This is a genomic window from Winogradskyella ouciana (genome assembly GCF_965284585.1).
Taxonomy (GTDB): Bacteria; Bacteroidota; Bacteroidia; order Flavobacteriales; family Flavobacteriaceae; genus Winogradskyella; species Winogradskyella ouciana.
This window is the reverse complement of the sequence record NZ_OZ260095.1, coordinates 2,493,493-2,508,421: the sequence shown is the minus strand read 5'-3', so window position 1 is coordinate 2,508,421 and position 14,929 is coordinate 2,493,493. Positions and strand designations below refer to the sequence as shown.

Sequence of the window (14,929 nt, the reverse complement as noted above, 5' to 3'; positions counted from 1 at the left end):
AAATAACTATAAACTATTAGACCTTTTTTGCCACTAAAGTAAGGCCTGGTTCATTGATAGTTAAAGACTTAACGATACCATCTTCAACCTGAAATGTTATATATACTGAACTTATTCCATTATACAAGAACTTGTTATTACCTACAGGATACAGACCTCCACCAAACTTGCCCAATTTGCCAAGAGATAACATTTTGCGCATATTCACTTTTACCGAAAACCCTTCATTTTCTCCATCACCATAACGATAATCACCTAAATATTTTGGCATTTGATCTTCATCCAGTTTTTCATACGTCTCACCATCAGCATCGCCCAACATTTGCAAATAATCTATAAGTTTTTCGGAATTTAAAATCTGTTGACTTGTCATTTTGTCCTTCATCCTTAATCCAACCTCAGCATGTTGCAAAAGACTTATACCATGTGGACCTTGAAGTTTCTGAATTCCTGGTGTCATTTCTATCATTGATTTTACAATATTATAACCTCCAAGCATCGCATAAGTGAACATGGTTGGCCGAGCTCCTTTGCTCATCAAATAATCCACAATATCCCTTCTACCTACATGCGAAGCTGCTCCAATGGCAGATTCCCAATCTCCAAAGCTCCAATCCCATGTGGCACGAGCCAACTCAGTACGTTTATCGACCAATTCCTTAACACGGTCAAGGTCAAAATGCGACTTACCGACTACCTCATTAACAATCTCATCATCTATTGAAGGGTAACGATGAAACAGTTTTCCATCATTCTTTTGATAAGATAAAATTTGTTTGGCGAATGTAATACTAGGAATTGAGATAGCAAGTGCCCCAAAAATTGAACTTTTTACAACGGCTCTTCTCGATATTGGTTGTGATAGTTTCATAATGACTGATTTAAATAGTCATATTAAGATATAGATAATATACCAATCAATTTATATCATTAGCAAAGAATTAACTTGGAGTTAAATTCGATTTAAGAAGGAAATCCGAGCATTTCACCCATACCAACCGTAAACAGCCAGCAACCATAAATGGCATGTTCAATAGACACCAAAAGCGTGGATTTTGTTTTTTTGAAGGTAAGTGCAAATAGAATTCCGCCAATAAAAGTCAACACCATCACCAGCGTGTTTTTAAAGAAAAGATGCGCTAAGGAAAATAGTGCAGCATTCACCAAAATAAAAAGGGCGTCATTTCTAAACAAAGATTCGTAACGTTGAAAGAAAAACGTTCTGTAAATCAATTCTTGGGGATAGACTGAAAAAATGGTATAAATAAACAATATCAAAGCCCAGAACATGGGTTTATTCTTTATGACAACAAATAAGTTTTCTACATCGAAGATATACATGTATATCGCTGTCAACATGCTGATAGAAATTAGCTTTATTGCGGTACGCATCCAAAATTGTTTCCAGTTGATGTGTTGCCTAATCTTGAATTTGTTGTTTTCCACCTTAAGAAGTACATAGACCACATATACAAAGCCCAGACAACCTATGGCCATCTTAATCCAGATATTGAACTCCAAAGCAAAGCTTGTGGGAACCAATACAAAAATCACAAAAAACTCTATAAGTCTATACCGAATGCTTTGCATAAGCTATATTGAAATTGCTGTGGTGTGTTTTACCTCGTTAATCATAAACATACTATAAGTACTGCCAATATGATCTATTGTGGTTAATTTTTTTACCATAAACTCCCTAAACGCCTCCATGTCCTCAACTAAAACTTTGATAAGATAATCATAATCTCCACTAATATGATAACATTCCAACACCTCGTCAAGTTTTGCCACTTCCCTTTCAAACTTAACAACATAATCTTGAGTATGCTGAACTAATTTAATGCTACAAAATACCACAAAATCTTTATCCACACTCTTCTGGTCAACTAATGCCACATATTTTTTAATAGTACCATTGTTTTCAAGCTTTTTAATTCGCTCGTAAACCGCTGTAACCGATAAACCTAATGCATACGCAAGTGCCTTATTAGTTTGCTTACTATCTCGCTGCAATAGCTTTAATAGTTTTTTATCAATTTCATCGTACATCATAATTATATTTTTTCTGTTACAACGCTCTTATGATTACAAAATAAGAATATATAACTATAACACTTAATAAATATAGTTTTATTTTCTAAATAATAGCTTAACTATTGATTATTAGTCTATATATAATGACTTTTGTTAAAACCAATAATACTAAAATTATGAAATTTAAACCTGCAAACAACATACAAGATTTACAATATTTTGGAGAATTTGGTGGTGTTAACCCATCAATATCCGATTCATCAACCTATACATTCCTATCGGCAAAAACGATGTTCGATACCTTTGAAGGCAATGCAGATGGATGTTACTTATACTCACGTCATTCCTCGCCTTCAAATTTATATTTAGGCGAAGCACTCGCTGCTATGGAAGGCACAGAAACAGCGACGGTAACAGCTTCTGGAATGGGAGCCATAACACCAGTGTTATTACAACTTTGTGCTTCTGGTGAACACATTGTAAGCAGTAGAACGATTTATGGCGGCACTTACGCTTTTCTAAAGAACTTCGCACCTCGATTAGGCATAGACACCTCATTTGTGGATATCACAAAGTTAGAAACCGTTGAAGCTGCCATTACACCAAAAACAAAAGTGTTGTATTGTGAGTCTGTTAGCAACCCTCTACTCGAAGTAGCAGATATCAAAGGTCTAGCTGAATTAGCAAAAAAACACAACCTACAATTAGTGGTGGACAATACTTTTTCTCCATTATCGATTTTACCAGTAAATTTGGGTGCAGATGTGGTCATTCATAGTTTAACAAAATTCATTAACGGATCTTCTGATACCGTTGGTGGTGTGGTTTGTGGAACACAAGAATTTATTGACCAATTGAGAAATGTTAATGATGGTGCAGCCATGTTGTTAGGTTCAACAATGGATAGTTTGCGCTCTGCTTCAGTATTGAAGAACTTAAGAACACTTCACATTAGAATGCAACAACACAGCCAAAATGCAACGTATTTGGCTGAGAAATTTGAAAAAGACGGACTAACAACCGTTTACCCAGGATTAGCCTCTCACCCATCACATGAGTTGTTTAAATCCATGATGAACGAAAAATACGGATTTGGAGGAATGTTGACCATTGATGTTGGCACATTAGACAAAGCTAATGGCTTAATGGAATTGATGCAAGAACGCAACTTAGGATATTTAGCTGTGAGTTTAGGATTTTACAAAACCTTATTCAGTGCTCCAGGAAGCTCTACATCTTCCGAAATACCAGAAGATGAACAAGAAGCTATGGGATTAAGTGATGGACTGATACGTTTTTCAATTGGATTAGATGCTGATATTGAACGTACCTATGACATGATGAAAGCCTGTATGATTGAGTTGAATATTCTTGAAGCTGAAATGGTATAATTAAAGTCCAGACCTGATAGGTTTTAAACCTGTCGGGTCTTAATCACCTCCCTTTCAATCTTCGCCAAAGGGCATCCATAGTATATTCAAAATCCTCCATTTCTGGCGCAAATGGTTTCATGTTCAATCGGTCTCCATCTTTGAACAATCTTAAATTAAAAACCGCCTTGTAGCCATTGCGAGTTTCTACCAGTGGATATCTTAAATCTTTATATAAATAGTTATCATCAGCTGTTAATTCTACATTAAAATAGTCATTGCTAAACCATGCCAAGTCTCTAATGTCATTGTATTCCGCTTTTGTCAACGCTCTTGTTTTTGGAATGGTTTGCCAATCAGAAAAACGATTAGAGGCATCAAACAAAGAATAAAAACCAACTTGGTAAGCCTCCTCGGTTTCTGCGATACCATACCAGAGCACGTTGTTTAAAATGGCAGGTTGTGTACTATATCTTGAATAGCTTATGCCTTTATCAGAAAGCGAATTTTCAAAAACATTATCAACATATATCTTGTTGAAGATGGTCAATAGCATATAAAACGAGCTGATACCGATTCCTAATTTTAACCATAAACGTCTTCGGTTACTTTTTCTTTTGAAAAACATCAAAATAATCAAACAAATTAAAAACGGTGCCGTATATAAAGGGTCTGCAACGGCAATATTATTGAAAGCCACGCGATAATTTGAAAACGGTGCAAATAATTGCGTACCATAAGGTGTAAAGCAATCTAAAATCGGATGGGTGAATAATGACCAAAAGAAAAGTTTGGTCCAGTCTTTTTGTGTTGTGGTATGTAATCGTTTTCCTGAATTATAAAGCTTATGTACCAACCAACCTAATAAAAAAGCTGCTAAAACTGAAAATAATACCGAATGCATAAACCCTCTATGAAACAACATGGCGTCAATCTCATTGCCGTACAATAAAGATCCAACAAAGACGTCTAAATCTGGAATTGTACCACCAATAGCGCCAAACAAAAGCGCTTTGTTTCCTATTTTTTTACCAAGGACAGCTTCTCCACAAGCTGCACCTAAAATGATCTGAGTTAATGAATCCATACAGACCCGTAAAAATACAATTTAGAAAATAAATAATTAATCGGATTTTTAACTGTTTAACCTGTATCTATTCAATAAATCTGTATTTTTTATAATCTGACGCTGAACACTCGTTTTTAAATTTTTTATTTCTTCATCTCGCTTAGAATTGTGAACAACATCAGAATTTGCTTCTAAAAAATTTATATAACTTAAGGTCTTCAAGTTTCTTTTAAGATGACGATTTTCCTTTTTTATTTGCAATTCTATATGAGTTTCGTTTTTAAAACTTGATACTTCAGTACCTTTAATCTGGTTTCCCTCAAAGTGTAATTTTAATCTTGAAAAACTAACTGATTGTACTTTACGACTGAGAAAATGAATATTATTTTGAGGATAAGAATAATCATTGGATAATACCGTAGATCTACCAATAGCAATTAAGTATATACAAAATGCTAGTATTATTACAAAAAACAACACAAAATATACAGAAGCGATCATAACTTATCAGTTTTATGGTCTAATTATTAATGTGACACAGATAGTATACTCTTTTGTCACATTTTTTCGATAAACTACAGGAATAATCTTTTTAAACATTTCTTGCATATCGATAAGCCAAATACATAATTTAAAATCATTTTATTATGTAAAGTTTAAGCTAATAACTTAACCTATGTTCTAATAAGACAAACTAAAGTTCAATTACCCTATATTAAAATCTTTTAAATATTATATGTATAAGTGAATAAGCATTTGAATTGCACATATTATTTGTGATAAAAAAGAGAATGTCGTAACATTACAAAACTAAACTGAATTATAATGCAAGACAACGATTTATCTCAAATTGACACTGAAGACCAAAATATTATTGATAACACAGAGCTTAATATCTGGGAAGCATTAATACCTGTTTTTGCATTAGTAGGTATATTGGCTTACAATATATATGTTTATGGTGATGATGCCTTAAGTGGAAGTAATCAATTTATTCTTTTAATGGGTGCCGCAGTTGCGGCTATTGTTGGCTTTTTTAACAAGGTCAAGTACACAAGAATGCTCGAAGAGGTTGCAGAAAATGTAAAATCCACAACTGGTGCATTACTCATACTTTTAATGGTTGGAGCACTTGCTGGTACATGGTTAATCAGTGGCATAATACCTACAATGATATATTATGGATTACAAATTCTAAATCCTACAATTTTTCTTGCTGCTAGTGTGGTCATATGTGCAATTATTTCAATAGCAACAGGAAGCTCATGGACCACATCGGCAACAATAGGCATAGCCTTGATTGGTATTGGAAAAACACTTGGAATAGATATAGGAATGACAGCTGGAGCTGTACTGTCTGGCGCCTATTTTGGAGATAAAATGTCACCATTAAGTGACACCACCAACTTAGCGCCAGCAATGGCTGGCGGAGAGTTATTTTCTCACATTAAGTACATGGCTCTTACTACCATACCTACCATAGTTATTACACTTATTATTTTTATTATTATCGGTCTTAATATTAACACTTCTGGGACACCCCAAATAAATGATAAATTAAATGCCATAGATGGTGCTTTTAATATTAGTCCTTGGCTTTTTATTGTTCCAGTAATAGTAATCCTAATGATAATTAAAAAAACTCCTCCTCTTATTGCTTTGTTAATTGGAGCTTTATTAGGCGGAATAACTGCAATTATTGCGCAACCTCAAATCATAACCACTATCGCTGGTGCAGAGACACTAACGTTCCAATCAGCATACAAAGGAGTAATGAATGCTTTAACGGTTGACACGGCTGTTACAACCTCGAGCGCAGAACTTAATGACCTTTTCACTTCTGGTGGCATGAAAGGTATGCTAGGCACCATTTGGTTAATTATTTGTGCAATGGTATTTGGTGGCATTATGGATGCCATAGGTGCCTTATCTCGAATTACGGACTCTTTACTAAAAATGGCTACAAGTGTATTTGGATTATTTGCCAGTACTGTTGCCAGTTGCCTTGCATTAAATCTTACAGCATCTGATCAATATTTAGCATTAGTTGTTCCTGGTAAAATGTTTAAAAAAGCTTATGAAGACAGAGGATTGGCACCAGAAAATTTAAGTAGAACACTTGAGGATTCCGGTACTGTAACCTCGGTTTTAATTCCTTGGAATACCTGCGGAGCTTACCATTCAAAGGTTTTATTTGGTTACGCAGGTGCCACGGCATATATCCCTTATGCTTTCTTTAGCATAATTAGTCCGTTTATGACTTTACTTTTCGCAGCTTTCAAAATTAAAATCAAACAATTAAGAAGCAAATAGACTAACTATATCTTTTAATAAATATTTAAAATACATCTTCATTGTCAATCCTATATTGATGCGTAACTTTGCAGCCGAATTTAAATTTTAACATAAAAAATAAATTAAAAAAATGGCTGTATTAGTAGGAAAAAAAGCACCTCAATTTAATGCACAAGCGGTTGTTAACGGTCGCGAATTTGAAGAAAATTTCTCTTTAGATCAATTTATAGGAAAAAAGCACGTTGTGCTATTCTTTTATCCAAAGGATTTTACATTTGTTTGCCCAACGGAATTACACGCATTTCAAGAAAAGCTGAAAGAATTTAAGTCTCGTAACACTGAAGTTGTTGCCGTATCTACAGATACAGAGCAATCGCACTTTGGTTGGTTACAATTGGAAAAAAACAAAGGTGGCATCCAAGGTATTACCTATCCTTTAGTTGCTGATACTAACAAGACTATTTCTAAGAATTACGATGTCTTGGCTGGTGATTATTACTATGATGAAAATGATATGTTACAAGCTGAAGGCGAATTAATCGCTTACAGAGGGTTGTTCTTAATTGATAAGGAAGGTATCGTTCGTCATCAAATAGTGAACGATTTACCATTAGGAAGAAATGTTGATGAAGCTTTACGTATGGTAGATGCTTTACAATTTGTTGAAGAAAATGGTGAGGTTTGCCCAGCCAACTGGAACAAAGGTAAAACAGGAATGCAAGCCACTCACGAAGGTGTTGCTGAGTTTTTGGAAAAGCATGTGAATTAATTTATCATAGTTAATTCATTTAAAAGAGATTATCAGAAATAAACATTGTCAATCTGAACTTGTTTCAGATTCTAATTGTAATTGAAACTTTAGCCATAAAGATTCTGAAATAAATTCAGAATGACAGTTTCAACATTATTTCTGATAATCTTTTTCTATTTCAAAATTTCTTCAAGATTCTTAAATCCCTTTTCAACAGCATAATCCAGTGCTGTTTTGTTATTATTATCTTTTAAAGACTTATCCGCTCCTTTATTTAAGAGCATTTTTACTACAAGTGGCTGGTCGTACATGGTTGCAAAAATCAGAGCTGTCTCTCCATTATTGTTTTGAACATTGACATCTGCTTTATTCCGAAGCAATAAATTTACCAAACCTGTATGGCCTTTAAAAGACACACCTATTAAAGCCGTATTTCCAGCCGAATCACTAGCATCGACATCTGCGTTATACTCCAGAAGTGTTTTAGCAATAGCCTCTTGATTAAAATAGGTAGCAAAAATCAATGGCGTAAACCCTCTTGAATCTTTTATGTTAACCAACTCTGGATTTCTCTTAAGTTGCAACCTTACATTTTCCTCTTTTCCGGATTTTATGGTGTTAAAGAATAATTCTTGTTCGTTCATAATTTTATATTTTCTTAAAAGGTTATAAGATTCCTGCCGTAGTTTATCTTGAGCTTAGTAAGTAGAAAGGCAGAAATGACACATTAAAAAAGGAATGCATTTAAAAAATTACATTCCTTTTTTATTCATAAACTGTTAATCGGTCTTATTTTAAATCGAATCGATCTGCATCCATTACTTTGGTCCAAGCAGCAACAAAATCCTTTACAAATTTTTCTTCAGCATCATTTGCACCATAAACTTCAGCTACCGCTCTTAATTCGGTATTAGATCCAAAGATTAAATCAGCTCTTGTACCAGTAAACTTTACTTCTCCCGTTCTACGATCTCTTCCTTCAAAATATTTTTCATCTTCTGAAGTTGCACTCCAGGTATAAGTCATATCTACTAAGTTCTTAAAGAAATCATTAGTAAGATGCCCAACATTTTCGGTAAACACTCCATGTTTAGAACCATCGAAATTAGCTCCCAATACACGCATACCTCCAACGAGTACAGTCATTTCTGGAATAGAAAGTGACATTAAATTTGCTTTATCAATTAATAAATCTTCAGCAGCAACATCTACATTAGAATTCTGATAATTTCTAAAACCATCACCTAATGGTTTTAAGTAGTTAAATTGTTCAATATCTGTTTGCTCTTGGGTGGCATCACCTCTTCCTTGAGAGAATGGCACGGAAATATTGTGTCCTGCATGTCTTGCTGCTTCTTCTACACCAACTGTACCTGCCAATACAATAAGATCAGCCATTGAAACTGTTCCGTTGAATTCATTTTGAATTCCTTCTAAAACATTAAGAACCTTATTTAATTCTTCAGGGTTGTTCACTTTCCAACTGCGTTGTGGCTCTAGACGTAATCGTGCACCATTAGCACCACCTCTTTTGTCAGAATTTCTATAGGTTGAAGCCGAAGCCCAAGCTGTTTTTACCATTTCTGAAATCGATAAACCAGATGCAAGAATCATTTTCTTTAAGGATTCAATATCAGAATCTGTTAATGTATAATCTACTTTTGGGATAGGGTCTTGCCAAATCAATTCTTCTTTTGGCACTTCAGGTCCTAAGTATCGATCAATTGGTCCCATATCTCTATGGGTTAATTTATACCAAGCTCTAGCGAAAGCATCTTCGAATGCTTTATGGTCCTTATGAAAGCGCTTAGAGATTTCTAAATACGCAGGATCAGTTTTTAAAGCAATATCTGCCGTTGTCATCATCAATTCCTGTCTTCCGTTTGGATCACCAGCTTTAGGTGCCATTCTCGCTTTAGACTCAGCCGTTGGTCTCCATTGATGAGCACCTGCCGGACTCTTAGTTAATTCCCAGTCGTAATTTAATAGCACATCAAAATAGTCGGCATCCCATTTAGTCGGATTTGGTGTCCATGCTCCTTCAATCCCACTAGTAATAACATCTTCTAAAACACCAGATTGGTATGAATTTTTCCAACCCATACTCATTTGCTCAATAGGTGCTCCATGTGGTTCTGCACCTACAAATTGGTTAGGATCTGCAGCTCCATGCGCTTTACCGAACGTATGACCACCTGCAACCAAAGCTACAGTTTCTTCATCATTCATTGCCATACGACCAAATGTTTCCCTTACATCTTTAGCAGAGCCCATAGGATCTGGATTACCATCAGGACCTTCAGGATTTACATATATCCAACCCATCATTACAGCTGCAAGAGGATCTTCTAAATCCCTAGTGTTATAATCCTTACCGTCATAACGCGCTTCATTTGCTCCCCATTCTGTTTCACTTCCCCAGTAAACATCTTGTTCTGGCTCCCATATATCTTCTCGCCCTGCTGCAAAACCAAACGTTGGAAATCCCATAGATTCTAATGCGCAATTACCAGCTAAAATCATTAAATCTGCCCAAGAAATTTTGTTTCCATATTTCTTTTTTATTGGCCATAATAACAATCTGGCTTTGTCTAGATTGCCATTATCTGGCCAACTATTAATTGGGGCAAATCTCTGATTGCCAGTACCTGCTCCACCTCTACCATCTCCAACTCTATATGTACCAGCACTATGCCAAGCCATACGAATCATAAAACCACCATAGTGACCATAATCTGCTGGCCACCAATCTTGGGAATCGGTCATGAGGTTTAAAACGTCCTGTTTTAATTCGTCATAGTTTATACTGTTAAAAGCCTCAGCGTAATTAAAATCTTCTCCTAGCGGATTTGACTTTGCTGCATGCTGTCTTAAGATATTTAGTTTAAGTTCATTTGGCCACCAGTCTCTATTTTTTACTCCTCCTCCACCAACTGCATTTTGTTTGCCACTTAAAAAAGGGCAATTACTAGCTGTACTTTCATTAAGCTCAAAGGTTTCAGTATTCTTATTATCCATTTGTATTTGGTTTTATCAGTTTTAATTTCGTTGTCTATAAATTTATGAAATTATGAGCATCTAATAAAGTCTCTATATCTTTTTATCTAATGTTTTTATAGTCAAAACTTATGATATAGATTATTTGAATAACATTAATGCATATTAAATGATTCTTGATGTAGGAAATCTTACCAAAAAGTTGTAACTTAATGTGATCATTTAACACCTATAGTTATGAGTACTTCAGAATATACAAAAGTTTACAGCGGTAACTTCGTTGTTGTAACACGTTTAAAAAGCGAATTAGAGAATACTGGGATTATTCCAATTATTAAAGACGAAGGCGAATCGCAACGTTTAGCTGGCTATGGCTCCATGAACCAAGGCTTTCAGGAAGTCTTTGTTCATAATGACGAATTGGATAAAGCGGTTGCTATTGTGGAACGGGTTAAGGGTGAGATGGAGGCATGAGGCAAAAATTCTCATATTTTATTGCATTCTTTTTATTATTTTTCAACTGTAACAATGATAGCAAACATTTAATTACAGAAAACACTTTCAAGAACAAAACGTTTGTCTCATACTATGAATCGGAAAAAGATTCATTAATCGTTGAATTTACCGATTCAACTTACCAATACTTAAACTTTAGCAAAGAAAGGCGCAATTGGCGCATCACATATTACGATAATTCAACTTTTTTAATTTTAGATAGAATAGCAATTGGAATTAAGCAACTAAATGATTCTACTTTTAAATGCTTTAATGTAAGTTATAATGATGTAGAATTTGAAATGAGATTAAGAAAGCCGAAATGGAAAAAAGAAAAAATTTATGGCAAATGGGTTGAGGATATTTATCGTGGAAAAACCGAAGACTTCTTTCCTCCATTCACTGTTCCATATCCTAAAGAAGATTACAGTTGGCCACCATTTTATGAGATTTCAGAAAACAAAATAGTTAGTAATTATTATTTAGTAAATGAATCTAAATATGAAATAAACAATTCGAACGAATATTTATTTATGTGCTTAAATAATTATAAGAAAGGAGAAGAACTAGAATGGAGAATTAAAGTAGTTACAGACTCAACATTAATTATAAGCCGTATGATTGATAGAACATATCAAGATTATGACTCTAATGAATTTTCAGAAGATATAAAACTAATTAGAATAGATAACTAAGCCGTCACAGCATACATCTTCTCACGCTGCTCTTTAATCTTTTTATCACTCATATATTCATCAAAAGTCATATAGCGATCAATGACTCCGTTTGGCGTGAGCTCAATGATTCTATTACCAACAGTTTGTGCAAACTCGTGATCGTGCGTGGTTAATAATACAGTTCCTTTAAAATTTTTAAGGGCATTGTTAAATGCGGTAATACTTTCCAAGTCCAAGTGGTTAGTTGGTTCATCAACCATAAGCACATTAGCTCTAATCATCATCATACGACTTAGCATACAACGTACTTTTTCTCCTCCAGATAATACGTCTGAAGTTTTAAGGGCTTCCTCTCCACTGAAAATCATTTTTCCGAGGAATCCTCTGATGTATACCTCTTCGCGTTCCTCTTCAGAGGTTGCCCATTGACGTAACCAATCCACCAAACTTAGTTTGTTGTTGAAGAATTCACTGTTATCTAATGGTAAATAAGATTGATTTGTTGTTACTCCCCAATTATATTTACCAGAATCCGCTTTTTGCTTTCCATTAATGATTTCATAAAAAGCCGTAGTGGCTCTCGAATCCTTGGAATACACAACAACCTTATCACCTTTCGCTAAATTGATATCAATATTCTTGAACAATACTTCACCATCTAAACTTGCCGATAAGCCTTCAACATGTAAAATTTGGTCACCAGCTTCGCGTTCGCGCTCAAAAATGATGGCAGGATAACGTCTGCTACTTGGTTTAATATCCGAAATGTTCAATTTATCGATCATCTTCTTTCTACTCGTTGCCTGCTTGGATTTTGCAACGTTAGCAGAAAAACGACGAATAAACTCCTCAAGTTCTTTTTTCTTCTCTTCAGCTTTTTTGTTTTGTTGTGCACGTTGTTTTGCTGCTAATTGAGACGATTCGTACCAAAACGTATAGTTACCAGAATAATGGTTAATCTTTCCGAAGTCAATATCAGAGATATGTGTACAAACAGCATCTAAAAAGTGTCTATCGTGAGATACCACAATGACGCAGTTATCATAGTTTGCCAGGAAATTTTCCAGCCAAGTAATAGTTTCGTAATCCAAGTCGTTGGTAGGCTCATCCATAATCAATACATCCGGATTTCCGAATAAAGCCTGAGCCAAAAGTACACGTACCTTTTGCTTACCATCTAAATCTGCCATTAAGGTATAATGAAAGTCTTCCTTAATGCCTAAGTTGGATAATAATGCTGCAGCATCAGAATCGGCATTCCACCCGTTCATTTCTTCAAACTCTACTTGAAGCTCACCTATCTTTTCAGCATTCTCGTCTGTATAATCAGCGTATAGTGCATCGATTTCGGTCTTTAATTTGTATAAAGGTTTGTTACCTTTTAAAACGGTTTCTAAAACCGTATCCTCATCGTGTTTGTTGTGATTCTGCTCTAAAACAGACATACGCTTACCAGGCTCAAGATGAACGTTTCCAGATGTTGGATCCATTTTTCCTGCTAAAATCTTTAAAAACGTTGACTTTCCTGCACCATTGGCACCAATGATACCGTAACAATTTCCATTGTTAAATGTAGTGTTGACATCATCAAAAAGGATGCGTTTTCCGAACTGTACTGAAAGATTAGAAACTGATAACATTTTATAGTTTTAAAATTTGGCGCAAAAGTAGAAAATTTAAGCGATTAAGCGAAATAAAAGCACCTTATAACAAGATTTAACGTGGCATTAACAAGGCATGAAGGTTTCAACACATATTTTTGTTACACTAAATTGATGAAATTCCCCATGTTGACTAGACACATAGCTTTATCATTACTTTTGCTAACCATTGTCCTTGGATGTAAATCTAGCAGTGGAGAAAATAATGACTATGCCTATATTGGTGGTGAAATCATAAACCCAAAAAATAAAAGTGTAATACTTCACAATACTCAGGGAGAAGTCTTTGACACCCTGAATCTCGACGCAAATAACAGATTTATACATAAAATAGAAAATCTAGAGTCTGGCCTATATTTAATTAGACATGGTGGCGAATATCAAACGGTATTATTAGAACCCTCTGATAGTATAATGTTTAGACTTAACACTTATGATTTTGACGAATCATTGGTGTTTACGGGGAAAGGAGCAAAAAAGAACAATTATCTTATAAAAACTTACCTTTCTAATGAGTCTGAGGCCAAAAAATTAGTGAAATACTCTAAAATGGAACCTGAGGCTTTCAATGAATTTGTTGAAAAAAGACGAAAGCGACAATTGGAAGAATTTTATCAGTTTTTAGAATATAACGACGAATCCGAGTTTTTTAAATCCATAATTGAAGCCAATATCAATTACAATAGCTATGCAGACAAGGAAATTTATCCTTTTGCCTACTTTGGGAACAATAAACTTATTCACATTAAAGATTTACCAGAAGATTTTTATGCTCATAGAGATAACATAGATTACAATGCTAATCATTTGAGTCATTTCTTTTCTTACAATCGTTTTTTATTTTCCAATATTGATAATCTGGCCATAAAAACTTATTACAAAAACAATCCATATCACAGTAAGTTTGATAGACATTCTCTAGCGTATAACAAGTCTAAATTAGATTTAGTTGATAGTATTGTTTCTGATGAAGCCATAAAAAACAACTTACTTAAATACAAGACCAAAGATTACGTCAGTTACAACCACACAGAAGCGGAAGCTAACGAATTACTTGATTATTATTTAGCAAAGAGTACTAATGAAGAGGATAAGGCATCTATGAAAGATTTGGTGTCTTCATTACGCCTTTTGAGACAAGGTAATCCTTTACCGAATTTGGCTGTAGTTAATTATAATGATACAGAGCACTATCTAAGATCTATTATTAATAAACCGACCATCATCTATTTTTGGTCTTCAAACTCTAAAAGCCAGTATAGAAACAGTCATTATATAGTTGCGGAGTTAAAAGTGATGTTTCCACAGGTAGATTTTATATCCATTAACGTTAACGATAATGACGATAAATTCTGGAAAAACATTATCAACAATTATGATTTTCCTACAATTAATGAATTTAAGTTCAAGGATTCTAAAGCAGCACGTAAGACATTGGCCGTAAACTATCTAAATAAAGCTATTATTGTTGATGAGAATGCTGTGATATTGCATCCTAATGCCAATATCTTTAGCTCTGAGTTTAACGAAACCCTTGAAGGACTTCTACAAAAAAAGCACCTTATCGCTAAACGTTAAGA

The 14,929-nt window shown here is 34.5% G+C and carries 14 protein-coding genes; 6 read left to right on the top strand and 8 right to left on the bottom strand.

Annotated elements, in window-relative coordinates:
- Window positions 1–16: 16 nt before the first annotated feature.
- From ACQ65V_RS11185 to ACQ65V_RS11175, 3 genes are all read right to left on the bottom strand, one after another.
- Window positions 17–871 carry a hypothetical protein gene (locus ACQ65V_RS11185; RefSeq protein WP_430467952.1) on the bottom strand — a complete coding sequence of 285 codons (855 nt, stop codon included), beginning with the start codon at window positions 869–871 and terminating at the stop codon, window positions 17–19.
- A 92-nt stretch (window positions 872–963) separates the two neighbouring features.
- Window positions 964–1,590, bottom strand: a complete 627-nt coding sequence (locus ACQ65V_RS11180) for a CPBP family intramembrane glutamic endopeptidase (RefSeq protein WP_430467951.1) — start codon at window positions 1,588–1,590, stop codon at window positions 964–966.
- Between the two features lie 3 nt (window positions 1,591–1,593).
- Window positions 1,594–2,052 carry an Lrp/AsnC family transcriptional regulator gene (locus ACQ65V_RS11175; RefSeq protein ID WP_430467950.1) on the bottom strand — a complete coding sequence of 153 codons (459 nt, stop codon included), beginning with the start codon at window positions 2,050–2,052 and terminating at the stop codon, window positions 1,594–1,596.
- Window positions 2,053–2,210: 158 nt separating this feature from the next.
- On the opposite strand from ACQ65V_RS11175, the gene ACQ65V_RS11170 reads away from it, so the two are divergent.
- Window positions 2,211–3,425: an aminotransferase class I/II-fold pyridoxal phosphate-dependent enzyme gene (locus ACQ65V_RS11170; protein ID WP_430467949.1), complete on the top strand. Its 1,215-nt coding sequence runs from the start codon at window positions 2,211–2,213 to the stop codon at window positions 3,423–3,425.
- Between the two features lie 43 nt (window positions 3,426–3,468).
- Here the strand turns inward: ACQ65V_RS11170 and ACQ65V_RS11165 are convergent, their stop codons facing one another.
- Together ACQ65V_RS11165 and ACQ65V_RS11160 are read right to left on the bottom strand one after the other, a co-directional pair.
- Window positions 3,469–4,491 (bottom strand): metal-dependent hydrolase, encoded by a 1,023-nt coding sequence (locus ACQ65V_RS11165; RefSeq protein WP_430467948.1) that lies wholly within the window; start codon window positions 4,489–4,491, stop codon window positions 3,469–3,471.
- A 48-nt stretch (window positions 4,492–4,539) separates the two neighbouring features.
- On the bottom strand, window positions 4,540–4,974 hold the full coding sequence (locus tag ACQ65V_RS11160; protein ID WP_430467947.1) for a hypothetical protein: 435 nt from the start codon (window positions 4,972–4,974) through the stop codon (window positions 4,540–4,542).
- A 324-nt stretch (window positions 4,975–5,298) separates the two neighbouring features.
- Here ACQ65V_RS11160 and nhaC point away from each other — a divergent pair, with 324 nt between their 5' ends.
- Together nhaC and ACQ65V_RS11150 are read left to right on the top strand one after the other, a co-directional pair.
- Window positions 5,299–6,786: a Na+/H+ antiporter NhaC gene (nhaC, locus tag ACQ65V_RS11155; RefSeq protein ID WP_430467946.1), complete on the top strand. Its 1,488-nt coding sequence runs from the start codon at window positions 5,299–5,301 to the stop codon at window positions 6,784–6,786.
- 112 nt (window positions 6,787–6,898) lie between these two features.
- On the top strand, window positions 6,899–7,537 hold the full coding sequence (locus ACQ65V_RS11150; protein WP_430467945.1) for a peroxiredoxin: 639 nt from the start codon (window positions 6,899–6,901) through the stop codon (window positions 7,535–7,537).
- Between the two features lie 155 nt (window positions 7,538–7,692).
- Here ACQ65V_RS11150 and ACQ65V_RS11145 read toward each other — a convergent pair whose 3' ends face one another.
- Together ACQ65V_RS11145 and katG are read right to left on the bottom strand one after the other, a co-directional pair.
- Window positions 7,693–8,163, bottom strand: coding sequence for an ankyrin repeat domain-containing protein (locus tag ACQ65V_RS11145; RefSeq protein ID WP_430467944.1), 471 nt, complete (start codon window positions 8,161–8,163; stop codon window positions 7,693–7,695).
- 145 nt (window positions 8,164–8,308) lie between these two features.
- Window positions 8,309–10,537, bottom strand: coding sequence for a catalase/peroxidase HPI (katG, locus tag ACQ65V_RS11140; RefSeq protein ID WP_430467943.1), 2,229 nt, complete (start codon window positions 10,535–10,537; stop codon window positions 8,309–8,311).
- Window positions 10,538–10,753: 216 nt separating this feature from the next.
- Here katG and ACQ65V_RS11135 point away from each other — a divergent pair, with 216 nt between their 5' ends.
- Both ACQ65V_RS11135 and ACQ65V_RS11130 read left to right on the top strand, forming a co-directional pair.
- The gene (locus ACQ65V_RS11135) at window positions 10,754–10,990 is read left to right on the top strand and encodes a putative signal transducing protein (RefSeq protein WP_155087238.1); all 237 of its coding nucleotides are present in this window, start codon (window positions 10,754–10,756) and stop codon (window positions 10,988–10,990) included.
- The gene (locus ACQ65V_RS11130) at window positions 10,987–11,706 is read left to right on the top strand and encodes a hypothetical protein (RefSeq protein ID WP_430467942.1); all 720 of its coding nucleotides are present in this window, start codon (window positions 10,987–10,989) and stop codon (window positions 11,704–11,706) included. The genes ACQ65V_RS11135 and ACQ65V_RS11130 overlap by 4 nt, the downstream gene beginning before the upstream one ends.
- Here the strand turns inward: ACQ65V_RS11130 and ACQ65V_RS11125 are convergent.
- On the bottom strand, window positions 11,703–13,328 hold the full coding sequence (locus ACQ65V_RS11125) for an ABC-F family ATP-binding cassette domain-containing protein (protein WP_430467941.1): 1,626 nt from the start codon (window positions 13,326–13,328) through the stop codon (window positions 11,703–11,705). The genes ACQ65V_RS11130 and ACQ65V_RS11125 overlap by 4 nt on opposite strands.
- A 147-nt stretch (window positions 13,329–13,475) precedes the next feature.
- Here ACQ65V_RS11125 and ACQ65V_RS11120 point away from each other — a divergent pair, with 147 nt between their 5' ends.
- Complete coding sequence (locus ACQ65V_RS11120; RefSeq protein ID WP_430467940.1) at window positions 13,476–14,927, top strand: TlpA family protein disulfide reductase; 1,452 nt, start codon at window positions 13,476–13,478, stop codon at window positions 14,925–14,927.
- Window positions 14,928–14,929 lie beyond the last annotated feature (2 nt).

Coding starts and splice junctions, on each gene's coding strand:
- ACQ65V_RS11185 (WP_430467952.1), bottom strand. CDS start 871: ATGAAACTATCACAACCAATATCGAGAAGAGCCGTTGTAAAAAGTTCA.
- ACQ65V_RS11180 (WP_430467951.1), bottom strand. CDS start 1,590: ATGCAAAGCATTCGGTATAGACTTATAGAGTTTTTTGTGATTTTTGTA.
- ACQ65V_RS11175 (WP_430467950.1), bottom strand. CDS start 2,052: ATGATGTACGATGAAATTGATAAAAAACTATTAAAGCTATTGCAGCGA.
- ACQ65V_RS11170 (WP_430467949.1), top strand. CDS start 2,211: ATGAAATTTAAACCTGCAAACAACATACAAGATTTACAATATTTTGGA.
- ACQ65V_RS11165 (WP_430467948.1), bottom strand. CDS start 4,491: ATGGATTCATTAACTCAGATCATTTTAGGTGCAGCTTGTGGAGAAGCT.
- ACQ65V_RS11160 (WP_430467947.1), bottom strand. CDS start 4,974: ATGATCGCTTCTGTATATTTTGTGTTGTTTTTTGTAATAATACTAGCA.
- nhaC (WP_430467946.1), top strand. CDS start 5,299: ATGCAAGACAACGATTTATCTCAAATTGACACTGAAGACCAAAATATT.
- ACQ65V_RS11150 (WP_430467945.1), top strand. CDS start 6,899: ATGGCTGTATTAGTAGGAAAAAAAGCACCTCAATTTAATGCACAAGCG.
- ACQ65V_RS11145 (WP_430467944.1), bottom strand. CDS start 8,163: ATGAACGAACAAGAATTATTCTTTAACACCATAAAATCCGGAAAAGAG.
- katG (WP_430467943.1), bottom strand. CDS start 10,537: ATGGATAATAAGAATACTGAAACCTTTGAGCTTAATGAAAGTACAGCT.
- ACQ65V_RS11135 (WP_155087238.1), top strand. CDS start 10,754: ATGAGTACTTCAGAATATACAAAAGTTTACAGCGGTAACTTCGTTGTT.
- ACQ65V_RS11130 (WP_430467942.1), top strand. CDS start 10,987: ATGAGGCAAAAATTCTCATATTTTATTGCATTCTTTTTATTATTTTTC.
- ACQ65V_RS11125 (WP_430467941.1), bottom strand. CDS start 13,328: ATGTTATCAGTTTCTAATCTTTCAGTACAGTTCGGAAAACGCATCCTT.
- ACQ65V_RS11120 (WP_430467940.1), top strand. CDS start 13,476: ATGTTGACTAGACACATAGCTTTATCATTACTTTTGCTAACCATTGTC.